We start from the raw sequence: 26830 nt of genomic DNA, 5'->3' as shown, positions 1-26830 counted from the left end.
CGTTGGATGCGGTGGCGACCTGGTCAATTTCGCGGAACTGCACCTGCATGCCTTCGCTGGTCTGCCGGGCGATTTCCGAGGACTGGTCAGCAGTGCCGCGCGCTTCGGTGATGCTCTGCTTGATCTGGGCGATGGTCGGTTGCAGTTTGTCGAGGAAGCGGTTGAACCAGTTCACCAGTTCGCCCAGTTCGTCTTTCTTGCTGTAGTTCAGGCGCTGGGTCAGGTCGCCTTCGCCGCTGGCGATGTTTTTCAGCATGTCGGCGACGCTGTTGATCGGGCGGGTAACGCCGGAGGCGGTGAGCCAGATCAGCAACAAACCGACTACACCGGCGGCGACGGCCACCAGCAGGGCGGTGATCACGCCGGTTTCTTGCGCGTCGTCGAGCACCGCTTGCAGCTTGACCGAGTCGGCCAGCAGCACGTGCTTTGGCAAGTCGATGACCACGCCCCAGGCGCGCGAGTTGCCGATCGGATCGACCGGGTAAACGGCGCGAATCAACTCGCCCTGTTCAAGGATTTTCGCGGTGCCGCTGCCGACCAGTTGCAAGACATCCTGGCCATCGGCACCGAGGGTGTCGCTGATTTTTTTGCCGACCCGGCTGGCGTCAGCGCTGTCGGCAGCAAGCACGCCACTGCCGGAAACGATCAACATATGCCCGGCGTTGTTGAACAGGCTGCGTTGCGAATCGACAGCGGCGGCTTGCAGGGCGTCGAGGGCGATGTCGACACCGACCACGCCGATGGCTTTGCCGTCGACCAGCAGCGGTACGGAAATGGTCGTCATGAGCATTTCCTTGCCACCGACGGTGTCGGCATACGGGTCGAGCAGGCAGGTGCGCTTGTTGTCGCGAGGGCAGGTGTACCAACTGTTGTAGGGCGTACCGCTGACGCTGAGGGTGGTCTTGGTCAGGTCATCTTCGACCATGATCGTGTTCAGCGAGGCGCCGCCGGCACGGCTCCAGTACGAGGCGAAACGCCCGGCTTCGTTGGACTGACGCGCGGCATCGTTGGCGAACTCGCTGTCCTTGCCGTCGAGGCCGTTGGGTTCGAAGGCCAGCCAGATGCCGAGCACCTTGTCGTTGCGCTCGAAGGTGGTTTTCAGGCTCTGGTTCAACTCTTCACGCACGGCGCCAGCATCCAGTGAACGCTTGGCCGCCATCGTCCGAAGATCTTTGATCTGGTCGGCGAGGGCAGTGACCACCAGCAGGCTTTCGCCGAAGGTCTTCTGCACCCGCACCGCTTGCTCGGCGGCCTTGGCTTGCAGCAGGTTCTGTACGCTGGCGGTGAGCATCTTGCTGCTCGAGGTGCTGACCACCGCGTCGTTCTGGTTGGTCTGATAAATGTTCATGCCGACAATCAGCGCCACCACACCGAGCAGGCACAGGCCGGAGAGCAGGACAATTTTCAGGCGAATGGAAAGGGCGTCGAACATGGGCGATCTCGCGAATGGAATAAACAGGTGGCCTGGGCCAGGAGCCCGGTTTGCCAAATCCATTCAGCGCCATTCAATGCTCATCGGCGTCGAGCGAGACGGCATGAGGCGCTTGCCGACGGACGGTCGCCGCTAAACGTTTGCGCAGGGGAAAGTGCTGAAAACGATTAAAAATTCAGGGAGATTTCGCTCGGCCGCTGAGGGCTTTTTTGTGGCGAGGGAGCTTGCTCCCGCTCGACTGCGCAGCCGTCGCAAAACCTGCAATCCAGGTTTGTCAGGCAAAATGCCGGGGAGTGCTTCGCCCTCCAGCGGGAGCAAGCTACCTCGCCACAGGGAATTGGCTGAACTAGTGAGGGATGCATTCCGGGCGTGACCAGATCCACAGGTTGCCCAGGCTCATCCCGGCAATTGCCAGGTAAATCGGCCAACCGTGATCGAGCATCACCAGCATCAGCGTCGCGCACAGCAGCATGCTCGCGGTGGCGCTGATCTTGGCGTTGCGCGCGATGATTCTGCCGTTGCGCCAGTTACTGAGGATCGGTCCGAACAGGCGATGGTTCTCCAGCCAGGCACTCAGGCGCGGCGAACTGCGGGTCGCCGCCCACGCAGCGAGGAGGATGAACTCGGTGGTCGGCAGGCCGGGCACGACAATCGCGATCAGGCCGATGCCAAGGCTGACATAGGCGAGCAGACCGAACAGCAGACGGGCGAGTTTTGAGGTGGCGGGTGCGGGCATGGCTCAGCGGTGGCTTCTGAAGCGGAACGGAGATCTTACAGACTTACGCGATCCCCCTGTAGGAGTGAGCCTGCTCGCGATAGCGGTGTATCAGTCGACATCGATGTTGAATGAAAAGACGCTATCGCGAGCAGGCTCACTCCTACAGAGAAAAACTGCGGTGTGTCAGGCAGGTTCGGCTTCGGTTGCGTATGCCTGTTCCAGCAGCACGGTGAAGCGGTTGAACGCCTCCAGCGCACCTTGCTCCACTTCGGCTTCCTCCTCAGCCGTGAATGGCAAGGCGTCGAGGGTGCGTACAAAACTTTTCCAGCCCTCGGCACGCCCACCTTGCGGTTCAGCCAAATGACGGGCACCGAAGGTTTCGCTCAGCTCCAGCGCCACCGCGCGTTTGATCAGGAACGCTGCGCCGAGCTTCGAACCTTCGGACACAAAGAGCCAGCCCAGCGCCCGTGCCTTGCTCGGGTTTTTCACCGCGCCGGCTACAGACGCCGGAACTTCGGTGTCGAGGTCGGCAAGGTCGGCCCTGGCCGCTTCGGCGCGGCAGCGGGCCGGCAGGTCCGCGATAATCGCGGTCAGTTCGGCGTCGTTGTACAGCTCGACCAGTTCCGACTGGAACAGGTATTGCGCGACGACGAAACGGGCGAAGCTGGCGCGGGTTTCGAATGGCGCGTGGGCCTTGACCAACGCATCGAGTTTGCTGTGCGGCTCATGGGTGATCTGGTTCAGGCGTTGCGAACGCAGGGCTTTTTCCGAGGCAGTCATGGGGGGTGTCCTTGATAGATGAGGCGCTTGATAACAAGACGTACGGGCAGGCGCCGGAGCGTAAAAAAACCTCACTGCGCAATAACTGAACACGCGCAGTGAGGCCGGCCGGATCAGATGTCCCAGATCAGGTTGATCGCGAAGTTGCGTCCCGGCTGAGTCAGGCGATCAAGGTTGGCCGGTTGCGTTACCGAGGCTTCGCCAACGCTGTCGTAGCCGCGCACGTCATCCCACAGCCAGTATTTCTTGTCGGTCAGGTTGTAAATCCCGCCACTGACGGTGACGTCATCGCTGACTTTGTAATACCCGGCCAGATCGAGAATGCCGAAGCCCGGCGTCTTGAACTGGCTGCTGACACCGTCCGGCGACTTGAAATTGCTGTCGTCGACGCGGTCCTTTTTCTTCACCACGGTCCAGCTCAGCAGGCCGCCATAGGTGTCCTGGTCGTAACCGAGGCCGAAGACGCCGGTGAGTGGATTGACGCTGTTGATCGGCTCGCCGTTGTCGTTGTTACGACCGTAGGCGTAGGCGATCGAGCCTTGGGTGTAGAGGCCCTGCGGCGCGCCGAACGCATCCAGATTCAAGCGGCCTTTGACTTCCGCACCCTTGATGGTGGCGCGTTTGATGTTGTTGCTCTGGAAGGTCAACTGATCGTCGCCGGGCTTGACCGCATCTTCGTTAATGAAGTCGCGGTATTTGTTATAGAACACCGCGACGTCGAACGAGCCTTGCTCGAAGTTGCCGCGCAGACCGGTTTCGAAGCCTTTGCTTTTCTCCGGCTCAAGGTCGGAATTAGGCGCGACGGTGTAGCCGGTGGTGGTGTTCTCGAAACGGCCATACAACGCCTTTGCGGTCGGTGTGCGGAAGCCTTCGGCGTACTGGCCGTACCAGGTGTAGTTTTCCGTCAGCGCGTAGGTCAGGCCGAACTTCGGCGACACCTTGTGCCAGGTCTTGTTCTTGTCGCTGACCGTACCTTTGCCGTCGGCATTTACGGTGTTGAGGAATTCCTCGGTGATGTGCGGCTTGAGCTGGGTGTAGTCGTAGCGCAGGCCCGGCACGAAGGTCCAGTTGTTCCAGCTGATCTGGTCCTGGGCGAACAGGCTGTAGGTGTTGATGGTCGGATCGGGGAAGTCGCTGGCTTTCTTCAGTACATCAGCTGTGCTGGTCGCGCCAATCGCCGTGCAGCCACGGCCGACGGCCAGGCACTTGCCATCGCCACTGCGCGAACCGGTGACTTTCTGTTGCTTGATTGTGGTGCCATAGGTCAGCACATGGTCGGTGTCACCGATGGCGAAAGCCTTGTCCAGTTGCGCGTCGAACACCCACTGCTTCTCCTCGTAAAGCGTATCGCGGGTACGCAGCACTTTACGGGTCATCGGGTAGTAATACTCTTCAGTACTCTGGTCGGTCTTGGCGATCTGGTGATTGAGGCTCCACTTGACGTTGTCGACCAGCAGGCTGTCGAGGGCAAAGCGGTGCTCGATGCCGAAACGCTCGCGGGTAATGGTGTCGTTGCCGGTGCGCCACTGGTACATGCCGCCGGGCAGCAGGCTGGTCGGGATCGTCGGGGCGCCGTTGACGTACGGGCCGCCATAAGCGCTTTTCTGGTCAGTGTCGCGGTCATCCTTGTACTTTTCGTAGGTCAGGCCCAGGCGCGAATCGTCGTTGTAGTTCCAGCCGAGCTTGGCCAGCACGTTGGTCGCACGCACGTCCTCCGGGTTGGCGGCGGTGCGCGCAAGCCCCGTACCGTTGTGGTTGCCGTAGGATTCGGTTTCATGGCCGTCGCGCTGGCTGTAGTGCAACAGCGCATCGAACTGTTCGGCACGTCCGGCGACGGTGGCAGACTTCAACCAGCTGTCGTCGGCAGAGCTGTAACCGCTTTTCAAACGGGCGCCGACGTCTTTGCCGGGCTTGATGATGTCGTCTGCATCGAGGGTGTAATAACTGACGGCGCCACCGATGGCGTTACTGCCGTACAGCACCGACGCCGGGCCACGGAGGATCTCTACGCGCTTGACGATTTCCGGGTCGACGTAGTTGCGCTGGCTCTTGGCGTACGGGCCGTTGAAGAAACCGTTGGGGATTTCCACGCCGTCGACCTGCGTCAGAATGCGGTCGCCGTCGATGCCGCGGATGTTGTAGCCGCTGATGCCGCCACGCTGACCGGCGCCACCGACGGAGACACCTGGCTCGTAGCGCACCAGATCCTTGATGGTGTTGACGTTGTTGCGGTCCAGCTCGTCGCGAGTGTGCACGCTGACAGTGGACGGCACGCTGCTGACCGACTGTTGCTGACGGGTGGCGCTGATGGTCACCTGATCCAGATTCAGCGTGCCGCTGGCGTTGCGCTTTTCCAGCACGACGTTGTTGTTGCTGATTTTGCGGAAGCTCAGGTTGGTCCCCACCAACAGCCGTTCCAGGGCTTTTTCCGGCGGCAGCGAACCGCGCACGCCCGGCGACGACACACCCTGGCCCAGTTCCGCCGGCAAGCCGACCTGCCAGCCGGTCACGGCGGTGAAGGCATTGAGCGCCGAGACCAGCGGTTGCTGGCCGATGGCGAACGAGTAATCCGCCATGTTGCGCGACGCCGGTTCAGTGGCAGCCAGCAGCGGTGCGCTGCCGGCCATCAGCATGGCCGCGGTCAATAGTGACAGTACGCGGGAAGGGGAAGCAGTCTGGCGGGTAAGGCGAGAGGACATCGATAGCGCTCCGTGTCGCACGAATCTTTATAGGTGCTGATCGCATGGTGATGCGAATCAATTGCATTGGCTATAACGAGACGTACTACCGGTGGCTATCGAGTAAAAATAATTCTCATTTAGTTCAAGATCACCAACGCGGGAAATTCCTGTAAGCGCGCCGAGGTGATGTGAGCAAGGGAGCGGACCACGTCGAGCGGCTGATCGAGGCGGTAATTGCCAGTGACGGCAACGTCGGCCAGTTGCTCGTTGTTGTTGATGATCCAGCCCGGGTAGTAGCGGCGCAGTTCGGCCAGCACCTGATTCAGCGGGCAGTTTTCAAACACCAGTCGGCCTTGTACCCAGGCCAGGTCCGTGTTGGCATCGAGCCTGGCCGGCCGGTCGAAACCGTTGGGGCCGATGCGGATACTTTCCCCAGCGCTCAGGCGCACGCGGGCGTCGTTGTGCGTGGCGCGCAGATCGACGTCGCCACGCTGCACATTGACCTGCGCCACGCCGTCGAGATAACGAACGGCAAATGCGGTGTCATGCACGCTGGCCTGGACCGGGCCGGCATCGATTTCCAGCGGTTGGCTGCGCCCGCTGGCGATCTCGAAAAACGCCTCGCCCTGAAACAGCCGGGCCACGCGTTGCTGATCGTTGATGGTGCTGGAGAACGCCGAGTTGGTGTTGAGCAGGACCTTCGAGCCATCTTCGAGTTGCAGGCGCTGGCGCTCGCCAACCACGGTCAGGTGATCGGCTTGCAGGCGCAGCGGCAGGTTGCTGAAACTGAACAGACCGAGCACCAGCACCGCCGCGGTGGCCAAGGGTTTCCAGTGCGCGCGCAAGCGTTTGAAGGCCGTGACCCGGGAAGGTTTCGCCGCGAGGGCCTGGGCACACAATACGACCTGCGGACCGTCCCAGATTGCCTGAGCCCTGGCAAACGCCTCTGCATTCAACGGATCGGCCGCCAGCCAGGCATGAAATTGCCGGGTCTGCTCCTCGTCCGGGCTACCAAGCACGATGAGCCAGTCCAGCGCCTGGTCCATTGCGTTTGCAGCGTCCTGCACCGAATCCGGTGAAGGCGAGCGGTGGGTATCCGTCACGGTGGTTCCTCGGCAGTGTCTGTGCACGGCTGTTTTTTTAGTGAAGCGTAAAAGTCGGGCAAGGGTAGCAAAGCCCGATGATCACTGCAGTCGATCCTGTCACTTACAGAAACGCCCTACAGCCTCAGTCGCCATTCAAGCGCTCGGCGACGCCGATGCAGATCGACATGATCAGTTTCAATTCTTTCTGCACGGTACTCAGCGACACGTTCAGTTGTTCAGCGATCTCCTGATAGCTGTGCCCGTGCAGGCGGCTGAGGATGAATATTTGTTGCTGACGCGCGCTGAGTTGGCTGAGGCTCACGTTCAAACGCTCCAGCAGTTGTTCGGCGTGGGCGGCGTCTTCAGCGCTGCTGGCGGGGGCGGCGATGCTGTGCACGACGTCCTGCGGAACATCGTCGACCATGGTTCGAGAATGAATCTTGCGCGCACGCAAATGGTCCAGCGCCAGATTGCGCGCGGTCTGGAAGACAAAGGGTTCAAGGTGATCGATGGCCCGCTCGCTCAGCGCCCGCGTCACGCGCAGGTAGGTCTCCTGCAACAGGTCTTCAGCGGTGCTGTGATTGTTGACCATCCGTTCCAGCGTGCGCAGCAGCGAAGTGCGCTGGGCGAGGAAGACGTGGTTGAAGCGCGATTGACTCACGGGAGGACCTGATCCATTTTGAGCGAATGATAATGCTTATCATCCAGCCAAATGGTCAAGCGCTGATTTCGAATACAACACAAATCCATTGTAGGAGTGAGCCTGCTCGCGATAGCGGTATCACATTCACCATTTTCATTGGCTGATAGACAGCTATCGCGAGCAGGCTCACTCCTACAGAAGAGCCACCCGTTTATTCGGCGTTACACAACGCCAGGCAGTTATCCAGCATGCGGTTGGAGAAGCCCCATTCGTTGTCGTACCAGGCCAGCACTTTCAGCAATTTGCCGCTGGACTTGGTGTGGTTGGCGTCAAAAATCGACGACAGCGGGTTGTGGTTGAAGTCGCTGGAAACCAGCGGCAACGTGTTGTAACCCAAAATCTTCGAATGCTGGCTCGCCGCTTTCAGCAGTGCGTTGACTTCGTCCGCCGAGGCTTCACGCTTGAGCTGTACCGTCAAATCCACCAGCGACACGTTGATCACCGGCACGCGCACGGCCATGCCGGTCAATTTGCCGGCCAGTTCCGGCAGCACCAGGCCGACCGCTTCGGCAGCGCCGGTCTTGCTCGGGATCATGTTCTGGGTGGCCGAACGCGCGCGGTACGGGTCGGTGTGATAAACGTCGGTGAGGTTCTGGTCGTTGGTGTAGGCATGAATAGTGGTCATCAGACCGCTTTCGATGCCCAGTTCGCGGTGCAGCACTTGCGCCACGGGCGCGAGGCAGTTGGTGGTGCACGAGGCGTTGGAAATAATCTGGTGCGACTGGCGCAGAATGTCGTGGTTGACGCCGTAGACGACAGTGGCGTCGGCGCCTTTGGCCGGGGCCGAGATGATCACCTTGCGGGCGCCGGCGCCAATATGCGCGGCGGCTTTGGCGCGGTCGGTAAAGAGACCGGTGCATTCGAACACCACATCAATCTTTTCCGCGGCCCATGGCAGTTCGGCCGGGTTGCGAATGGCGCTGACTGCAATGCGGTCGCCGTTGACCGTCAGGCTTTCGTTGTCATGAGCCACTTCGGCATCGAAGGTGCCATGAACGGTGTCGTATTTGAGCAGATGGGCATTGATCGAACTGTCACCCAGATCGTTGATGGCGACGATCTGCAGGTCTTGACGATAGCCTTGGGTATACAGTGCGCGCAGGACATTACGGCCGATGCGGCCAAAACCATTGATTGCGATTCGTAGAGTCATGGAACAGCGCCGCCGTCGTTTTGTTGTTGGAATTACAAGATTATTCGCATAAAAATAGAAAACAAGCCTTTTTAGTGGCAATATTTTGTTTTATCTACAACGAGTGACCTGAATCAACTGGTCCGAATGGTCAAAAAAACCGTCCGTCATTCCAACGACAACGGTGTTTGACCAGCATAGACAATCAGGTCGCCACATCCGTTAGCCTGGAGTTCTACACATGCATCCCCGCGTTCTTGAGGTCACCGAACGGCTTATCGCCCGCAGCCGCGCCACGCGTCAGGCTTACCTTGCATTGATTCGCGGCGCCGCCACTGACGGGCCGATGCGCGGCAAGCTGCAATGCGCCAACTTCGCCCACGGCGTGGCCGGGTGCGGCAGCGAAGACAAGCACAGCCTGCGGATGATGAACTCGGCGAACATCGCCATTGTGTCTTCGTATAACGACATGCTTTCTGCGCACCAGCCGTACGAAGTGTTCCCGCAGCAAATCAAGAACGCCCTGCGCGAAATCGGCTCGGTCGGCCAGTTTGCCGGCGGCACGCCTGCAATGTGCGACGGCGTAACCCAGGGCGAACCGGGCATGGAACTGAGCCTGCCGAGCCGCGAAGTCATCGCCATGTCGACCGCCGTGGCGCTGTCGCACAACATGTTCGACGGCGCGCTGATGCTCGGCATCTGCGACAAGATCGTCCCGGGCCTGATGATGGGCTCGCTGCGTTTCGGTCACTTGCCTACCATCTTTGTGCCGGGCGGGCCGATGGTCTCGGGTATTTCCAACAAGGAAAAAGCCGACGTCCGTCAGAAGTACGCCGAAGGCAAGGCCACTCGCGAAGAGCTGCTGGAATCGGAGATGAAGTCCTACCACAGCCCGGGCACTTGCACGTTCTACGGCACCGCCAACACCAACCAGTTGCTGATGGAAGTCATGGGCTTGCACTTGCCGGGCGCGTCTTTCGTCAACCCGAACACGCCGCTGCGTGATGCCCTGACTCGCGAAGCCGCGCATCAGGTCACGCGCCTGACGAAGCAGAACGGCAACTTCATGCCGATCGGCGAAATTGTCGACGAGAAGGCGCTGGTCAATTCAATCGTCGCGCTGCACGCCACTGGCGGCTCGACCAACCACACCCTGCACATGCCGGCCATCGCCATGGCGGCGGGCATTCAACTGACCTGGCAGGACATGGCCGACCTCTCCGAAGTCGTGCCGACCCTCAGCCACGTCTATCCGAACGGCAAAGCTGACATCAACCATTTCCAGGCCGCCGGCGGCATGTCGTTCCTGATCCGGGAGCTGCTCGGCGCCGGTCTGTTGCACGAAGACGTCAACACCGTGCTCGGCCATGGCCTGAGCCGGTACACCAAAGAGCCGTTCCTCGATAACGGCGAGTTGGTCTGGCGCGAAGGCCCGACCGACAGCCTCGACGAAAACATCTTGCGTCCGGTGTCCCGTGCGTTCTCGCAAGAGGGCGGATTGCGCGTGATGGAAGGCAACCTCGGTCGCGGTGTGATGAAAGTGTCTGCCGTGGCCCTGGAAAACCAGATTGTCGAAGCGCCGGCGATGGTGTTTGAGGATCAGCAGGACCTGGCCGATGCGTTCAAGGCCGGTCTGCTCGAAAAAGATTTCGTTGCGGTGATGCGCTTCCAGGGCCCGCGTTCGAACGGTATGCCGGAGCTGCACAAGATGACGCCGTTCCTCGGCGTGCTGCAGGATCGCGGCTTCAAAGTGGCGCTGGTGACGGACGGGCGCATGTCCGGCGCCTCGGGGAAAATCCCGGCGGCAATTCACGTCAGCCCCGAAGCTTATGTCGGCGGCGCTTTGGCGCGCGTGCAAGAGGGCGATATCATCCGCGTCGATGGCGTCAAAGGCACCTTGGAACTCAAGGTCGACGCCGCCGAATTCGCAGCGCGCGAACCCGCCAAAGGCCTGTTGGGCAACAACATCGGCAGCGGGCGTGAACTGTTCGGCTTCATGCGCATGGCCTTCAGCTCGGCGGAGCAGGGCGCCAGCGCCTTTACTTCTGCCCTGGAGACGCTTAATTGAAACTGGCTTTGGTCGGTGACATCGGAGGCACCAACGCGCGGTTCGCGTTGTGGCAAAACCAGCAATTGCAATCGGTCCAGGTGCTGGCCACGGCCGACTTTGCCACCCCGGAGGAGGCGATCGGCCTGTACCTGAGCGGGCTCGGTCTGGCGCCGGGTTCGATCGGTTCGGTGTGTCTGTCGGTGGCCGGTCCGGTCAGCGGCGATGAATTCAAATTCACCAACAATCATTGGCGACTCAGTCGCAGCGCGTTCTGCAAGACATTGCAGGTCGAGCAGTTGTTGCTGACCAACGACTTCTCGGCGATGGCGCTGGGCATGACGCGCTTGCAGCCGGGCGAATTCCGCGTCGTTTGTGAGGGCACGCCGGAGCCGTTGCGTCCGGCCGTGGTCATCGGCCCGGGCACTGGCCTGGGTGTCGGCACCTTGCTCGATCTGGGCGAAGGTCGCTTTGCCGCGTTGCCGGGCGAGGGCGGTCATGTCGATCTGCCGCTGAGCAGCCCGCGGGAAACGCAACTGTGGCAGCACATCTACAGCGAGATCGGCCATGTCAGCGCGGAAACCGCGTTGAGCGGCAGCGGCTTGCCTCGGCTGTACCGGGCAATCTGCGCGGTGGATGGGCATGAGCCGATCCTCGATACACCAGAAGCGATTACAGCGGCCGGTCTGGCCGGTGATCCGATTGCTCTGGAAGTGCTCGAGCAGTTCTGCTGCTGGCTCGGTCGAGTGGCCGGCAACAACGTGTTGACCACCGGCGCACGCGGCGGGGTGTTTATCGTCGGTGGGGTCATTCCACGGTTCGCCGATTTCTTCCTCCAAAGCGGTTTCGCCCGCTGCTTCGCCGACAAGGGCTGCATGAGCGATTACTTCAAAGGCATCCCGGTGTGGCTGGTCACGGCACCGTATTCCGGGCTGGTCGGCGCGGGCGTGGCCCTGGATCAAGCAATCCGGACCTGAAACACGGTCAACTATAGGCGTGAGCCTATGTGGCGAGGGGATTTATCTGTGGCGAGGGGATTTATCCCCGCTGGGCAGCGAAGCGGCCCCAAAAAGCTAAGGCCTGCTGCGCAGGCCATCGGGGATAAATCCCCTCACCACAGATAAATCCCCTCGCCACAGGTTTGTTTTCCACAGTGGTTTTGTGGTGTTTGTAAAATCAGTCCTTAAGGCATAATCCGCCCCAACTCCAACAACAAGGATGCCTTCGAAGTGAGCTCAGTCAACAAGTCGATATTGTTGGTCGATGACGACCAGGAAATACGCGAGTTGCTGGAAACCTACCTGACCCGCGCCGGGTTTCAGGTGCGGGCCACCGCCGATGGCGCCGGTTTTCGCCAGGCACTCAACGAAGCGCCGAGCGATCTGGTGATCCTCGATGTCATGTTGCCCGACGAAGACGGTTTCAGCCTGTGCCGTTGGGTGCGCCAGCATCCGCGTCAGGCGCAGGTGCCGATCATCATGCTCACCGCCAGTTCCGACGAAGCCGACCGGGTGATCGGTCTGGAACTCGGCGCTGACGATTACCTTGGCAAACCGTTCAGCCCGCGCGAACTGCAAGCGCGGATCAAGGCCCTGCTGCGCCGCGCGCAATTCGCTCACGAACGCAGCGGCAGTGAAGTGCTGGCCTTCGATGACTGGCGCCTGGACATGGTCAGTCACCGGCTGTTTCACGCTGACGGCGAGGAAGTGATTCTCTCCGGCGCCGATTTCGCCTTGCTCAAACTGTTCCTTGATCACCCGCAGCAAATCCTCGACCGTGACACCATCGGCAACGCCACCCGTGGCCGCGATCTGATGCCGCTCGACCGCATCGTCGACATGGCCGTCAGCCGTTTGCGCCAGCGCCTGCGCGACACCGAAAAACCGCCGCGGCTGATCCGCACCGTGCGTGGCAGCGGTTATCAGCTGGCAGCCAATGTGGTTGCCGGCAATGGTCACTGAGTCGCTGCGCAAACTCGCTGCCAGGGTCCCGGTGCCGCGCTCGCTGCTCGGTCGCATGCTGCTGTTGACGCTGCTCGCGGTGCTGTTCGCGCAGACGTTATCCAGCGTGATCTGGGTCTCGCAACTGCGCGCCACTCAGCTTGAGGGGCTGGTCACCAGTGCCCGTAGCCTCGCTCATTCGATGACCGCCAGCGTCAGCTATTTCCGCTCTCTGCCGGTGGCCTATCGGCCGCTGGTACTCGACCAGTTGCGCAGCATGGGCGGCACGCGATTCGTGGTGACGCTCAATGACCGACCGCTGGGCATGGAAGTGCTGCCGGTCACGCCGCGCAAGGCGGCGGTGATGAAAGCGGTGGATGAAGTGCTGCGGCAGACCCTGGGGCATGACACCGATATTTCGGTGACGTTTGTCAGTCCCGAGGACCTGCGGATTTTCAACGCCGGGCTGAAACTCGACGAGTTGCCGCGTTCCTGGGCGCACTACGCGCTGACCCTCGAACCGGTCAATCCGCCAGTGCTGGTCACGCAAATTCAAATGGCCCCGGGCGAATGGCTGTACATCGCCTCGCTGTTGCCCGAGCCGTACACCAGTCTCGAAGAGCAAGGCCTGCCGGCGCAGCAGGTCTGGTTCATCGTGCTCACCAGTGGTTTTCTTTTGCTGTTCATCGGTCTGCTGGTGCATTGGCAGAGCCGGCCACTCAAGCGTCTGGCGCGGGCGGCGCGCGACCTGTCGCTGGGTGCCGACGTCGAGCCGGTCGCCGAGGGCGGCGGCAGCGAAGTGGTTGAAGTGGGTCGCGCGTTCAACACCATGCGCGAGCGCATCAGCCGCTATCTGACCGAACGCAGCCAGTTATTCAGTGCGATTTCCCATGACCTGCGCACGCCGATCACGCGATTGCGCCTGCGCGTCGAATTGCTGGAAGACGAAAAACTGCAAGCCAAATTCGGCCGCGATCTCGATGAGTTGGAGTTGTTGGTCAAAGGCGCGCTGCAATGCGTCAAAGACACCGACATCCATGAAAACATCGAGCCGGTGGACCTCAATCATGTGCTCGATTGTCTGGTCGAGCCGTACCTGGCGCCCAACGGCAATGGCCGCGTCACCCAGCACGGGCGGGCGCTGTCGGCGTATCCGGGCAAGCCGCTGGCGCTCAAGCGCTGCATCGGCAACCTGATCGACAACGCCTTGAAGTACGGGCAAAACGCGCACCTGCACATCGATGACGATGACAGCGCGTTTGTTTTGCATGTCGATGATGAAGGGCCGGGCGTGCCGCAGCAGCGGCTGGAGCAGGTGTTCGAGCCGCACTTCAGACTCGCGGGGCAGCAGCAGGGCTATGGGTTGGGCCTGGGGATTGCGCGCAACATTGCCCATAGCCATGGCGGCGAGGTGACGTTGCAGAATCTGCGCGAGGGCGGGTTGCGGGTGACGTTGCAGTTGCCGCGCAGTGTTGATTAGTCAGACCGCGTTACCGTTCTTCGCGAGCAAGCCCGCTCCCACATTCGACCGCGTTGCGGCGGGTGGAATGCGTTCACCTGTGGGAGCGAGCCTGCTCGCGAAGGCGTCAGATGCATCAATACAAATGTCACAAGCCAGTGACAAACCCCGTCCCCTTCGTTACAAGCCCAGCCCGGCCCGTTGTTTAAACTGCCCGCAGTCATAACAACAAAAAAGGGCCACTCCATGGACACCTTTCATCCAGGCTTCAGCAGTTGGCTGAACGCCCCTGCCCATCAGCAATGGCTCGCCGCCGAAGGCCTGCGCCTGCTGGATTTCGCCAAAGCCTCGAAGCTGCCTGAAGGCTTCGGCAATCTCGACGAGCGCGGCCACCTGCCGGTGAACGCCCAAGCTGAAACCATGAACACCGCGCGCATGACCCACAGTTTCGCCATGGCCCACATTCAGGGCCTGCCGGGGTTTGCCGAACTGGTCGATCACGGCATCGCCGCCCTGCGCGGGCCGTTGCGCGATGCGCTGCACGGCGGCTGGTTTGCGGCCGCCGGGCACCGTGACGACAACACCGGCAAAAACGCCTACCTGCACGCCTTCGTCGCGCTGGCCGCCAGCTCTGCGGTGGTCGCGCAACGGCCCGGCGCACAGGCCCTGCTTGATGATGCGATCGACATCATCGACAGGTATTTCTGGAGCGAAGAAGAGGGCGCGATGCGCGAGTTCTTCAATCGCGACTGGAGTGAAGAAGAAGCCTATCGCGGCGCCAACAGCAACATGCACGCGACCGAAGCGTTCCTTGCGCTGGCCGATGTCACTGAAGACCCGCGCTGGCTGATCCGTGCGCAACGCATCGTCGAGCGAGTGATCCACGGTCACGCCGCTGCCAACGGGTACAGGGTTATCGAACATTTCGATCGAGACTGGCAACCGCTGCGCGACTACAACCACGCCAATCCCGCCGATGGTTTCCGCCCTTACGGCACCACCCCGGGCCACGGGTTCGAGTGGGCGCGGCTGTTGTTGCACCTGGAAGCCGCGCGGGTCCAGGCCGGCATGCTCACACCGGGCTGGCTGGCAACCGATGCGCAAAAGCTGTTCGAGAACAACTGCCGCCACGGCTGGGATGTCGACGGTGCGCCGGGCATCGTCTACACCCTCGACTGGGACAACCAGGCGGTCGTCCGTCATCGCCTGCACTGGACGCACGCCGAAGCAAGTGCCGCCGCCAGTGCCCTGCTCAAACGCACGGGCGAGGCGCAATACGAAACCTGGTACCGACTGTTCTGGGAATTCTGCGAGACGCATTTCATCGACCGCTGCGACGGCAGCTGGCATCACGAACTCAGTCCACAGAACCTGCCCAGCGCCGATATCTGGCTGGGCAAGCCCGATCTGTATCACGCCTGGCAAGCCGTACTGATCCCTCGATTACCGTTGGCGCCGAGCATGGCCACGGCTTTGGCGCAGGTGTCTCGGCCTGCTCCTGTGTAACCATGTGGTGACATTTACGCATCGCTTCGTTACCTGCGAAGCGAAATGCCCTGTTTAAACTCCTGTGCAGCGCAAGCACCAGACTTGCAATGCATAACAACAAGAAAGGTACATCTCGAATGAATGCGATTTCTCGCCTCGCTACTGTCATTTCTGTCGCCTCCCTGTTCCCGCTCGCAATCCTGCCGCTCAGTGTCTCCGCTGCCGAATCCAAAGGTTCGGTCGAAGTCGTGCACTGGTGGACTTCCGGTGGCGAAAAAGCCGCCGTCGATGTGCTCAAGGCTCAAGTCGAAAAAGACGGTTTCACCTGGAAAGACGGCGCTGTCGCCGGCGGTGGCGGTGCGACTGCCATGACCGTGTTGAAAAGCCGTGCCGTGGCCGGCAATCCACCGGGCGTCGCCCAGATCAAAGGCCCGGACATTCAGGAATGGGCATCGACCGGTCTGCTCGACACCGACGTGCTGGAAGACGTCGCCAAGTCGGAAAAGTGGGACAGCCTGCTCGACAAGAAAGTCTCCGATACCGTGAAGTACGACGGTGATTACGTGGCCGTGCCGGTGAACATCCACCGCGTGAACTGGCTGTGGATCAACCCGGAAGTCTTCAAGAAAGCCGGCATCACCAAGAATCCAACCACCCTTGAAGAGTTCTACGCCGCCGGCGACAAGCTGAAGGCGGCAGGCTTCATTCCGCTGGCTCACGGCGGTCAGCCTTGGCAGGACAGCACCGTGTTCGAAGCCGTGGTGCTCTCGGTCATGGGTGTGGATGGCTACAAGAAAGCCCTGGTCGACCTGGACAATAGCGCGCTGACCGGCCCTGAGATGGTCAAGGCACTGACCGAACTGAAGAAAGTCGCGACCTACATGGACGCTGACGGCAAAGGCCAGGACTGGAACCTGGAAGCGGCCAAGGTCATCAACGGCAAGGCCGGCATGCAGATCATGGGTGACTGGGCCAAATCCGAATGGACCGCCGCCAAGAAAGTCGCCGGCAAGGACTACGAGTGCGTGGCCTTCCCGGGCACTGACAAGGCGTTCACCTACAACATCGACTCGCTGGCCGTGTTCAAGCAGAAGGACGCAGGCACTGCGGCCGGTCAGCAGGACATCGCCAAAGTCGTGCTGGGTGAAAACTTCCAGAAAGTCTTCAGCATCAACAAAGGCTCGATTCCGGTACGCAACGACATGTTGAACAACATGGACAAGCTCGGCTTTGACTCCTGCGCCCAGACCGCGGCCAAGGATTTCCTCGCGGACGCCAAGTCCGGCGGCCTGCAACCAAGCATGGCGCACAACATGGCGACCACGCTGGCCGTGCAGGGCGCATTCTTTGATGTCGTGACCAACTACATCAACGACCCGAAAGCCGACCCGGCCGACACCGCCAAGAAACTCGGCGCGGCGATCAAGTCGGCCAAGTAATGCTTGGCCCCTGTAGGAGTGAGCCTTTGTGGTGAGGGGATTTATCCCCGTTGGGTCGCGAAGCGGCCCCGGAAAGTTGCAGCGGCGCAGTGTCTGAAATACCGCGTGTAATGATTTTGCGACTGCTTCGCAGCCGAACGGGGATAAATCCCCTCGCCACAGGGCTCACTCCTACAAGGGAATGCTTTCGTAAACCCCTTTTCTGGATTTCCCCATGAGTTCTGTTGCTGTGTTCAGCAAGGCCTCGCCGTTCGATGCATTGCAGCGCTGGCTACCGAAACTGGTGCTGGCGCCGAGCATGTTCATCGTGCTGGTGGGCTTTTATGGCTACATCCTGTGGACGTTCGTTCTGTCGTTCACCACGTCGACGTTCCTGCCCAATTACAAGTGGGCGGGCCTGGCGCAATACGCGCGGTTGTTCGACAACGACCGCTGGTGGGTCGCAAGCAAAAACCTCGCGGTGTTCGGCGGCATGTTCATCGGCATTACCCTGGTGATCGGTGTGTTGCTGGCGGTGTTCCTCGACCAGCGCATCCGTCGCGAAGGCTTTATCCGCACCATTTACCTGTACCCGATGGCGCTCTCGATGATCGTCACCGGTACCGCGTGGAAATGGCTGCTCAACCCGGGCATGGGCCTGGACAAATTGTTGCGTGACTGGGGCTGGGAAGGCTTCCGTCTGGACTGGCTGATCGACCCGGATCGCGTGGTCTACTGCCTGGTGATCGCCGCCGTGTGGCAAGCCTCGGGCTTCATCATGGCGATGTTCCTCGCCGGCCTGCGCGGCGTCGATCAATCGATCATTCGTGCTGCGCAAATCGATGGCGCGAGCATGCCGCGCATCTACTGGAAAGTCGTGCTGCCAAGCCTGCGTCCGGTGTTCTTCAGTGCGGTGATGATCCTGGCGCACATCGCGATCAAGAGCTTCGACCTGGTCGCGGCGATGACTGCCGGTGGTCCGGGTTATTCCTCTGACCTGCCAGCGATGTTCATGTACTCCTTCACCTTCAGTCGCGGCCAGATGGGCATGGGCTCGGCCAGTGCGATTCTGATGCTCGGTGCGATCCTGGCGATCATCGTGCCTTACCTGTATTCCGAGCTGAGGACCAAGCGCAATGACTAGTCTCGCTGCCAAACCTGCCATCAGCTTCAGTCGCATCGCCATCTACGCGGTGCTGATTTTCGCTGTGTTTCTGTATCTGGTGCCGCTGGTGGTGATGTTGCTGACCAGCTTCAAGACCCCCGAAGACATCAGCACCGGCAACCTGCTGAGCTGGCCGACGGTGGTCAGCGGCATTGGCTGGGTCAAGGCCTGGGCCACGGTTGACGGCTACTTCTGGAACTCGATCAAGATCACCGTGCCCGCCGTGATCATCTCCACGGCCATCGGTGCGTTGAACGGCTACGTGCTGTCGATGTGGCGCTTTCGCGGTTCGCAGTTGTTCTTCGGCCTGTTGCTGTTCGGCTGCTTCCTGCCGTTCCAGACCGTGCTGCTGCCAGCCTCGTTCACCCTCGGCAAGATGGGCCTGGCGAGCACCACCACCGGCCTGGTGTTCGTTCACGTGGTTTATGGTCTGGCGTTCACCACGCTGTTCTTCCGTAACTACTACGTGAGCATTCCAGATGCGCTGGTCAAGGCCGCGCGTCTGGACGGCGCCGGTTTCTTTACGATTTTCCGCCGCATCATCCTGCCGATGTCGACGCCGATCATCATGGTCTGCCTGATCTGGCAATTCACCCAGATCTGGAACGACTTCCTGTTCGGGGTGGTGTTCTCCAGCGGTGATTCGCAACCGATCACCGTGGCGCTGAACAACCTGGTCAACACCAGCACCGGTGCCAAGGAATACAACGTGGACATGGCAGCGGCGATGATCGCCGGCCTGCCGACCCTGCTGGTCTATGTGGTCGCAGGCAAGTATTTCGTGCGCGGGCTGACGGCCGGCGCAGTCAAGGGGTAATCATGGCAACGCTCGAACTTCGCAATGTAAACAAGACTTACGGCGCCGGCTTGCCGGACACCCTGAAGAACATCGAACTGTCGATCAAGGACGGTGAGTTCCTGATCCTCGTCGGCCCGTCGGGCTGCGGCAAATCGACCTTGATGAACTGCATCGCCGGTCTGGAAACTATCACCGGCGGCGCGATCATGATCGGCGATCAGGACGTCAGTGGCATGAGCCCCAAGGATCGTGACATCGCCATGGTGTTCCAGTCCTACGCGCTGTACCCGACCATGAGCGTGCGCGAGAACATCGAATTCGGCCTGAAGATCCGCAAGATGCCGCAGGCCTCGATCGATGAAGAAGTTGCCCGCGTGGCCAAGCTGCTGCAGATCGAACACTTGCTCAACCGCAAACCGGGTCAGCTCTCCGGCGGACAGCAACAGCGGGTGGCGATGGGCCGTGCACTGGCGCGTCGACCGAAGATTTATCTGTTCGACGAACCGCTGTCCAACCTCGACGCGAAGCTGCGCGTCGAGATGCGCACCGAAATGAAACTGATGCACCAGCGGCTGAAAACCACCACGGTTTACGTGACCCACGACCAGATCGAAGCGATGACGCTGGGCGATAAGGTTGCGGTGATGAAAGATGGAATCATTCAGCAGTTCGGCACGCCTAAAGAGATCTACAACGACCCGGCCAACCTGTTCGTGGCGAGCTTCATCGGTTCGCCGCCGATGAACTTCATCCCCCTGCGTTTGCAACGCAAGGACGGTCGTCTGCTGGCGCTGCTGGACAGCGGTCAGGCGCGTTGCGAGTTGCCGATGAGCATGCAGGACGCCGGGCTTGAAGACCGCGAAGTAATCCTCGGCCTGCGCCCGGAGCAGATCTGTCTGGCGAACGGCGAGGGCAATGGTTTGCCGAGCATCCGTGCCGAAGTGCAGGTCACCGAACCGACGGGTCCGGACACCCTGGTGTTCGTCAATTTGAACGACACCAAAGTCTGCTGCCGTCTGGCGCCGGACGTGGCACCGCAGGTGGGCGAAAGCCTGACGCTGCAGTTCGATCCGTCGAAAGTGTTGTTGTTCGATGCCAATACCGGCGAGCGTCTGGGCGTTGCGGGCCAGGCGCAGGCTGAAGTCCGGTCGGCGAATGTGGCGCAATTCAAAGGCCGCTGAAGAACAGTGTAGGAGTGAGCCCTGTGGCGAGGGGATTTATCCCCGTTGGGTCGCGCAGCGGCCCCAAAAGCTGGTCTGCTACGCAGCCCTACGGGGATAAATCCCCTCGCCACAGGGTTCACTCCTACAAAAAAGGAGCACGCGGTGAATGGCCTGTCATTCGTCGCACTTTATGTAAACCGCGTTAGATAAAAACAGTTAATAACAATAAAGACGAGGATGTAGGGATGAAAAAGAAACACGTCAATGCCCGGTTGATCTGCCAAATGTCCGCTGCTGCGGCATTGGTGCTGGCCGGCAATGCGATGGCGGCGGATGCGTTCAGCTCCGACTCCAAATGGATGACCGGTGACTGGGGTGGGGAGCGGACCCGGCTGATCGAGCAGGGTATCGACATCAAGGCCGACTACGTTGGGGAAATGGGCGCCAACCTGAACGGCGGCTACAACGACGACAAGACCGCGCGTTACGCCGACCAGTTCGGTCTGGGCGTGGCCCTCGACCTGCAAAAGCTGTGGGGCTGGGACAACACCCAGGCGAAGATCCAGCTGACCAATCGTAACGGCTACAACATCTCCAACGACCGCGTTGGCGATCCGCGTGCCGGCACCCTCAGCTCCTCGCAGGAAGTCTACGGCCGTGGCCACATGGTGCGTCTGACCCAGTTGTGGATTCAGCACCAGTTCTTCGACAACAAGCTCGACGTCAAGGCCGGTTACTTCGGTGAGGGCGAAGACTTCAACACCTTCCCGTGCGAGTTCCAGAACCTGGCGTTCTGCGGTTCGCAAGTGGGTAACTGGGCAACCAACATCTGGTACAACTGGCCGGTCAGCCAGGCCGCTATCCGTGTGAAGTACAACATTAACGACGAGCTCTACGCGCAGATCGGTGCGTACAACCAGAACCCGTCGCAGCTGGAACACGGCAACGGCTTCAAGCTCAGCGGCAGCGGTACCAAGGGTACCGTTTTGCCGGTTGAATTGGTCTGGTCGCCGAAGGTCAACAGCCTGCCGGGCGAATACCGCGTCGGTTACTACAAGAGCACGGCCGATGCCGATGACGTTCGCGAAGACGTCAACGGTTTCGACGCGGCAACCACTGGCGATGCCTACAAGACCCACAGCAGCAAAAGCGGCTACTGGTTCGTCGCGCAACAGCAACTCACTACCCACAACGGTGATGCGACGCGCGGTCTGAACATTGCCGCCAACGCCACGTTCCACGACAAGGACACCAACTTCATCGACAACTACCAGTCGGTGATGTTTGTCTACAAAGGTCCGTTCGATGCGCGTCCGAAAGATGACATCGGCATTGGCGCGGCGCGTATCCACGTCAACAAGGACGTCAAGCGCAACGCTGAGCTGTTGAACGCTTCCAACGGTGTGTCCGACTACGACAACGCCGCGTTCTCGCCGATTCGTGAAACCGAATACAACTACGAGCTCAACTACGGCTTCCACGTCACCAACTGGCTGACCGTGCGTCCCAACCTGCAATACATCACCCATCCGGGCGGTGTGGATGAAGTCGATAACGCTTTGGTCGCTGGCCTGAAAATTCAGTCTACGTTCTGACGCGTCTGCGATAAGCTCCTCTCTATGTGCGCATTTTGCGGACAGCCTTGGCTGTCCGCTTTTTTTTGTGACACAGGTCAGATGTGTTGCTTGATGATTTTTTGTGGCTGGAGAGTTTTTTGTGGCGAGGGGATTTATCCCCGCTGGGCTGCGAAGCGGCCCCAAAGCCATCCACTGAGGTGTATCAGCGAGAGGCCGTTTTCCAGGTTTGCGACTGCTTCGCAGTCGAACGGGGATAAATCCCCTCGCCACAGTATTCAAGGGTCACAAAGGTAATTGTACCCCCATGATTTTCAGGACCGTAGCCAATGCATGAGCATCCGCTGCAACGCTTCTTCAAGTCCCTGCGCGAGCGACCGGTGTTCGCCTGGGAGCGCTATCAGCTGCGCGACGTGTTGGTAATCGATCATCCGCTGTGTCAGGCGGTGTTCAGTCGTCAGGGCGCGCAGCTGCTGCACTTTCAACCGCGCGGGCAAAAGCCGTGGTTATGGTGTGCGGCGAAGTGGCCGCATGTCGGCGCGATTCGCGGTGGCGTACCGGTGTGCTGGCCGTGGTATGGCCGCCACCCGAGCGAAAACGCGTGGCCGTCCCACGGTTGGGCACGATTGCTCGACTGGAAACTGCTCGACAGCAGCAGCGCCGAGGATGGCGTGCGCCTGCATTGGCAATTGCAGCTGTGCGACTGGCAAGTCGACCTGCACGCGCATCTGGGCGAACGCATGGAATTACGTCTGAGCACCGAGCATCAGGACGACATGCCTTGCCAGTTGAGCCAGGCGTTGCACGCTTACTGGCGTATTGGCGATGTTGGTGAGATAGCGCTGTCTGGCCTCGAAGGCGCGCAGGGCTATGACCAGTTGAACCGTCAGGTTTGTCAGCAGGAAGGTGAGTTGCGGGTTGATGGCGGCTGCCAGCGGGTGTTTCAGCATGACGGCGAATTGCAGCTCAAGGACCACGCCTGGCAGCGTGAGTTGTGCATTGACACGGGTGACAGTGGTGACACGGTGGTCTGGCACCCGGGGTCACGGCCGCTGTTGGGGGTGAGTTGGGATGAGATTTCCGAGTTCGTCTGCGTGGAAGCAGCGGCGGGCGGCACCGACAGTCTGCATCTGGCGCCGGGGGAGAAGGCGCATTTGAGTTTGCAGGCGTGGGCTGCGGCCTGATTCTGTGTTGCTGCCGCTGGCCTCATCGCGAGCAGGCTCACTCCTACAGGGGGAATGCGTTTCAAATGTAGGAGTGAGCCTGCTCGCGATGGCGATTATCCAGTCAGCCGAGATTTTGGATCAATTGAACTCGTCACCCACCGGATACCGGCTCGCATTCAGGCTCTCTTTGATCTTGCGCAAATGCGGCTGGAAATCCACGCCACGGCGCAACGTCATCCCCGTTGCCAGCACATCCAGCACGGTCAACTGAATGATCCGCGAAGTCATCGGCATATAAATGTCGGTGTCTTCCGGCAGCGGAATGTTCAGGCTCAGGGTACTGGCCTTGGCCAGCGGCGAATTCTCGGCGGTCAGGCCCAGCACCGAAGCACCGTTCTCACGGGCAATCCGCGCCACTTCCACCAGCTCGCGGGTACGCCCGGTGTAGGAAATGATCACGAACAGCTCGCCGGTGTGCGCCACCGAAGCGATCATTCGTTGCATCAGCACATCAGCGTGGGCGGTAACGGCCAGATTGAAACGGAAGAATTTGTGCTGCGCATCCAGCGCCACCGGGGCCGAAGCGCCGAGGCCGAAAAAGTGAATCTGCCGCGCCTGAATCAACAGGTCGACGGCGCGGCTGATCAGGTTCGGATCAAGTGCCTGACACGCACTGTCCAACGATGCAATGGCGCTGCCGAAAATCTTCTGCGTGTACGCTTCAGGGTTGTCGTCGGCCTCGACCGCACGGCTGACATACGCCGCGCCACTGGCCAGGCTCTGCGCCAGTTGCAGCTTGAGCTCGGGATAGCCGCTGACGCCGAAGGAGCGGCAGAAACGGTTGACCGTCGGTTCGCTCACCGACGCCGCCTGGGCGAGGGCGGCGATGCTGAAGCGGGTGGCCTGCTGCGGGTTGAGCAGGATCACTTCGGCCACTTTGCGTTCGGCCTTGTTCAGCTCTTCAAGGCGACTCTGGATCTGTTCCAGTAAATTTCGCACGCGGTCCATATGACATTCCTAATTCACCTGCGCAAGGACGCGCGGGGTTATGCAAATCGGGCCTTTGATATGGCCCGTGACGGTGGCCTATCCTACTGATGGCTCTGACCGACCACCACACGGAATGTGTATTTTGCGAAAATGTTGTGGTTATTACTACATTTTCCCTTGAGTGATGCCTTGAAAAAAGGTATTTGTAGCTTAACTTGATAAAAGAACAAACATCATGCCTTCGATTACGGTTGAACCGTGCACCTTTGCCTTGTTCGGCGCGTTGGGCGATCTGGCCCTGCGCAAGCTGTTTCCTGCCCTTTATCACCTCGATGGCGCCGATCTGCTGCATGAGGACACGCGCATCATCGCGTTGGCCCGTGAAGCCGGTACCGAGCAGCAGCACCTGGCGTTTATTGCCGCCGAACTGCGCCGCTATGTCGGCAAAGAACTGAACGAAACCGTGGCCGAGCGCTTTCTGGCGCGCCTGACTTATCTGCACGTCGACTTCCTCAAGGCTGACGACTACGTCGCGCTGGCCGAACAGGCCGGCAGCAGCCAGCGCATGATTGCCTATTTCGCCACCCCGGCGGCTGTATACGGCGCGATCTGCGAAAACCTGGAAAAAGTTGGTCTGGCCGCGAACACCCGCGTAGTGCTGGAAAAGCCGATCGGTTCGGACCTCGAATCTTCGCGCAAGGTCAACGATGCCGTGGCGCAGTTCTTCCCGGAAGACCGCACCTACCGCATCGACCACTACCTGGGCAAAGAGACCGTTCAGAACCTGATCGCCCTGCGTTTCGCCAACAGCCTGTTCGAAACCCAGTGGAACCAGAATTACATCTCCCACGTGGAAATCACCGTGGCCGAGAAGGTCGGCATCGAAGGCCGTTGGGGCTATTTCGACAAGGCCGGCCAACTGCGCGACATGATTCAGAATCACCTGTTGCAGCTGCTGTGCCTGATCGCCATGGACCCGCCGGCCGACCTGTCCGCCGACAGCATCCGTGACGAGAAAGTGAAAGTGCTCAAAGCGCTGGCGCCGATCAGCCCGGAAGGCCTGACCACGCAAGTGGTGCGCGGCCAGTACATCGCCGGCCACAGCGAAGGCAAATCCGTTCCGGGCTATCTCGAAGAACCCAATTCCAATACCCAGAGCGACACCGAAACCTTCGTCGCTCTGCGTGCCGACATCCGTAACTGGCGCTGGGCCGGCGTGCCGTTCTACCTGCGTACCGGCAAGCGCATGCCGCAGAAGCTGTCGCAGATCGTCATCCATTTCAAGGAACCGTCGCACTACATTTTCGCCCCCGAGCAGCGCTTGCAGATCAGTAACAAGCTGATCATCCGCCTGCAACCGGACGAAGGCATTTCCTTGCGCGTGATGACCAAGGAGCAGGGCCTGGACAAAGGCATGCAACTGCGCAGCGGGCCGCTGCAACTGAATTTCTCCGACACCTGGCGTAGCGCGCGGATCCCCGATGCCTACGAGCGGTTGTTGCTGGAAGTGATGAACGGCAATCAGAACCTGTTTGTCCGTAAAGATGAAATCGAAGCCGCGTGGAAGTGGTGTGACCAGTTGATCGCCGGATGGAAAAAATCCGGTGACGCGCCCAAGCCGTATGCGGCCGGGTCGTGGGGGCCGATGAGCTCCATTGCACTGATCACGCGGGATGGGAGGTCGTGGTATGGCGATATCTGATGTGCAACTGCCAGCGGGCGTGAATGCCCACGAATTCAAGAGCCCGGTGTTGCTGGCCGAAGGCCTGGCGCTGAACGTTGCCAAGCAACTGAGCGAAGCCATTGCGGCACGCGGCAATGCGGTGCTGGTGGTGTCCGGCGGGCGTAGCCCGGTGGCGTTTTTCCAGCACCTGGCCAAGCAGGAACTGGACTGGTCGAAGGTGGTGATCACCCTCGCCGACGAGCGCTGGGTGCCGGTTGAACATGCCGACAGCAACGCCGGTCTGCTCAAGCAGTACCTGCTCAAGGGCCCGGCGGCCAAGGCGCAGTTCCTCAGCCTCTACAGCGCTGCGGCGAATGTCGAACAGGCCGCCGAACAGGCCGACCGCTTGCTCGCTGAACTGCCGGCGATTGATGTGCTGGTGCTGGGCATGGGCGATGACGGTCACACCGCGTCGTTGTTTCCAGACAGCCCGAACCTCGCCGAAGCCCTGCAAGCCGACGGCACGCGTCGTTGCTGGCCGATGCTCGCGCCAAGCGTGCCGCGTCAGCGCCTGACCATGAGTCGGGCATTGCTGGCGTCGGCCCGACACAAGATTCTGTCGATTTCCGGTCAGTCGAAACTGACCACCCTGAATGCCGCGCTGGCATCCGATGACGTCGCGGCCATGCCGGTGCGCGCGTTCCTGCAACCTACGTTAGAGATCTACTGGTGCCCATGAGCCAAGGAACAGCCGCTATGACAACCCTATCCCCGACCGTTTCCATGGCGGACAAAGTTGCCCTGATCGACAGTCTCTGCGCCAAGGCGCGGATCTTGCCGGTGATCACCATCGCTCGCGAACAGGACGTGCTGCCACTGGCCGACGCGCTCGCCGCCGGTGGCCTGACCGCGCTGGAAGTGACCCTGCGTTCGCAATTCGGCCTCAAGGCCATCCAGATCCTGCGCGAACAGCGCCCGGAACTGATGACCGGCGCCGGCACCGTGCTTGACCGCAACATGCTCGCGGCAGCCGAAGCGGCCGGTTCGCAGTTCATCGTCACCCCAGGCATCACCCGCGACCTGCTCGAAGCCAGCGTCGACAGCCCGATTCCGCTGTTGCCGGGCATAAGCAACGCCTCGGGCATCATGGAAGGCTACGGTCTGGGCTATCGCCGCTTCAAGCTGTTCCCGGCGGAAGTCAGTGGCGGCGTCGCGGCGATCAAAGCGTTGGGCGGCCCGTTCGGTGAAGTGAAATTCTGCCCGACCGGCGGCGTGAGCCCGGCCAACATCAAGAGCTACATGGCATTGAAAAACGTCATGTGCGTGGGCGGTAGCTGGATGCTTGATCCGGAGTGGATCAAGAACGGCGACTGGGCCCGTATTCAGGAATGCACTGCCGAAGCCCTGGCGCTGCTGGACTGATCGTC

At 60.6% G+C, this 26830-nt stretch carries 21 protein-coding genes and 1 pseudogene; 14 read left to right on the top strand and 8 right to left on the bottom strand.

Going from position 1 to position 26830, the window contains the following annotated elements; translation table 11 throughout:
- Nucleotides 1–151: 151 nt before the first annotated feature.
- The 7 genes and pseudogenes from HU739_RS27115 to gap form a co-directional block, all read right to left on the bottom strand.
- Nucleotides 152–1159 (bottom strand): annotated as a pseudogene (locus HU739_RS27115) (PDC sensor domain-containing protein); the annotation flags it as partial.
- Between the two features lie 619 nt (nt 1160–1778).
- Nucleotides 1779–2168, bottom strand: a complete 390-nt coding sequence (locus tag HU739_RS22575; RefSeq protein ID WP_186550586.1) for a YbaN family protein — start codon at nt 2166–2168, stop codon at nt 1779–1781.
- Nucleotides 2169–2333: 165 nt separating this feature from the next.
- Complete coding sequence (locus tag HU739_RS22570) at nt 2334–2930, bottom strand: biliverdin-producing heme oxygenase (RefSeq protein ID WP_186550588.1); 597 nt, start codon at nt 2928–2930, stop codon at nt 2334–2336.
- Nucleotides 2931–3043: 113 nt separating this feature from the next.
- Nucleotides 3044–5629, bottom strand: a complete 2586-nt coding sequence (locus tag HU739_RS22565; RefSeq protein WP_186550590.1) for a TonB-dependent receptor — start codon at nt 5627–5629, stop codon at nt 3044–3046.
- 119 nt (nt 5630–5748) lie between these two features.
- Nucleotides 5749–6714, bottom strand: coding sequence for a FecR family protein (locus HU739_RS22560; protein WP_186550592.1), 966 nt, complete (start codon nt 6712–6714; stop codon nt 5749–5751).
- 124 nt (nt 6715–6838) lie between these two features.
- Nucleotides 6839–7357 (bottom strand): RNA polymerase sigma factor, encoded by a 519-nt coding sequence (locus HU739_RS22555; RefSeq protein ID WP_186550594.1) that lies wholly within the window; start codon nt 7355–7357, stop codon nt 6839–6841.
- A 193-nt stretch (nt 7358–7550) separates the two neighbouring features.
- Nucleotides 7551–8552: a type I glyceraldehyde-3-phosphate dehydrogenase gene (gene gap, locus HU739_RS22550; protein ID WP_186550596.1), complete on the bottom strand. Its 1002-nt coding sequence runs from the start codon at nt 8550–8552 to the stop codon at nt 7551–7553.
- A gap of 220 nt (nt 8553–8772) precedes the next feature.
- On the opposite strand from gap, the gene edd reads away from it, so the two are divergent.
- The 11 genes from edd to HU739_RS22495 all read left to right on the top strand — a co-directional run bounded on the left by edd (nt 8773) and on the right by HU739_RS22495 (nt 22768).
- Nucleotides 8773–10599, top strand: coding sequence for a phosphogluconate dehydratase (gene edd / locus HU739_RS22545; protein WP_186550598.1), 1827 nt, complete (start codon nt 8773–8775; stop codon nt 10597–10599).
- On the top strand, nt 10596–11555 hold the full coding sequence (locus tag HU739_RS22540; RefSeq protein ID WP_186550600.1) for a glucokinase: 960 nt from the start codon (nt 10596–10598) through the stop codon (nt 11553–11555). The genes edd and HU739_RS22540 overlap by 4 nt, the downstream gene beginning before the upstream one ends.
- A gap of 252 nt (nt 11556–11807) precedes the next feature.
- A complete protein-coding gene (locus HU739_RS22535; RefSeq protein ID WP_186550602.1) occupies nt 11808–12539 on the top strand; it encodes a response regulator in 732 nt (243 codons plus the stop codon).
- Entirely contained in the window at nt 12529–13998 is a 1470-nt protein-coding gene (locus tag HU739_RS22530) for an ATP-binding protein (RefSeq protein WP_186550604.1), read from the top strand. Before HU739_RS22535 ends, HU739_RS22530 begins: the two co-directional genes overlap by 11 nt.
- A gap of 225 nt (nt 13999–14223) precedes the next feature.
- Nucleotides 14224–15483 (top strand): D-mannose isomerase, encoded by a 1260-nt coding sequence (locus HU739_RS22525; RefSeq protein WP_186550606.1) that lies wholly within the window; start codon nt 14224–14226, stop codon nt 15481–15483.
- A gap of 119 nt (nt 15484–15602) precedes the next feature.
- The gene (locus HU739_RS22520; RefSeq protein WP_186550608.1) at nt 15603–16904 is read left to right on the top strand and encodes an ABC transporter substrate-binding protein; all 1302 of its coding nucleotides are present in this window, start codon (nt 15603–15605) and stop codon (nt 16902–16904) included.
- 214 nt (nt 16905–17118) lie between these two features.
- Nucleotides 17119–18027: a carbohydrate ABC transporter permease gene (locus tag HU739_RS22515; protein WP_186550610.1), complete on the top strand. Its 909-nt coding sequence runs from the start codon at nt 17119–17121 to the stop codon at nt 18025–18027.
- Nucleotides 18020–18865: a carbohydrate ABC transporter permease gene (locus HU739_RS22510; protein ID WP_126365763.1), complete on the top strand. Its 846-nt coding sequence runs from the start codon at nt 18020–18022 to the stop codon at nt 18863–18865. Before HU739_RS22515 ends, HU739_RS22510 begins: the two co-directional genes overlap by 8 nt.
- A 2-nt stretch (nt 18866–18867) precedes the next feature.
- The gene (locus HU739_RS22505; protein WP_186550612.1) at nt 18868–20028 is read left to right on the top strand and encodes an ABC transporter ATP-binding protein; all 1161 of its coding nucleotides are present in this window, start codon (nt 18868–18870) and stop codon (nt 20026–20028) included.
- A 227-nt stretch (nt 20029–20255) separates the two neighbouring features.
- Entirely contained in the window at nt 20256–21605 is a 1350-nt protein-coding gene (locus tag HU739_RS22500; protein ID WP_186550614.1) for a carbohydrate porin, read from the top strand.
- 308 nt (nt 21606–21913) lie between these two features.
- Nucleotides 21914–22768 carry a D-hexose-6-phosphate mutarotase gene (locus HU739_RS22495; RefSeq protein WP_186550616.1) on the top strand — a complete coding sequence of 285 codons (855 nt, stop codon included), beginning with the start codon at nt 21914–21916 and terminating at the stop codon, nt 22766–22768.
- A gap of 120 nt (nt 22769–22888) precedes the next feature.
- Here the strand turns inward: HU739_RS22495 and HU739_RS22490 are convergent, their stop codons facing one another.
- Complete coding sequence (locus HU739_RS22490) at nt 22889–23749, bottom strand: MurR/RpiR family transcriptional regulator (protein WP_169842436.1); 861 nt, start codon at nt 23747–23749, stop codon at nt 22889–22891.
- Nucleotides 23750–23975: 226 nt separating this feature from the next.
- On the opposite strand from HU739_RS22490, the gene zwf reads away from it, so the two are divergent.
- The 3 genes from zwf to HU739_RS22475 are packed head-to-tail and all read left to right on the top strand — an operon-like array spanning nt 23976 to nt 26825.
- Nucleotides 23976–25442 carry a glucose-6-phosphate dehydrogenase gene (gene zwf / locus HU739_RS22485; RefSeq protein WP_186550618.1) on the top strand — a complete coding sequence of 489 codons (1467 nt, stop codon included), beginning with the start codon at nt 23976–23978 and terminating at the stop codon, nt 25440–25442.
- Entirely contained in the window at nt 25429–26142 is a 714-nt protein-coding gene (gene pgl / locus HU739_RS22480; RefSeq protein WP_186550619.1) for a 6-phosphogluconolactonase, read from the top strand. Before zwf ends, pgl begins: the two co-directional genes overlap by 14 nt.
- A 17-nt stretch (nt 26143–26159) precedes the next feature.
- Nucleotides 26160–26825, top strand: a complete 666-nt coding sequence (locus HU739_RS22475) for a bifunctional 4-hydroxy-2-oxoglutarate aldolase/2-dehydro-3-deoxy-phosphogluconate aldolase (RefSeq protein WP_186550621.1) — start codon at nt 26160–26162, stop codon at nt 26823–26825.
- Nucleotides 26826–26830 lie beyond the last annotated feature (5 nt).

The sequence above is a fragment of the Pseudomonas hamedanensis genome, assembly GCF_014268595.2.
Lineage (GTDB): Bacteria > Pseudomonadota > Gammaproteobacteria > Pseudomonadales > Pseudomonadaceae > Aquipseudomonas > Aquipseudomonas hamedanensis.
This window is presented reverse-complemented; position numbering and strand designations above follow the sequence as displayed.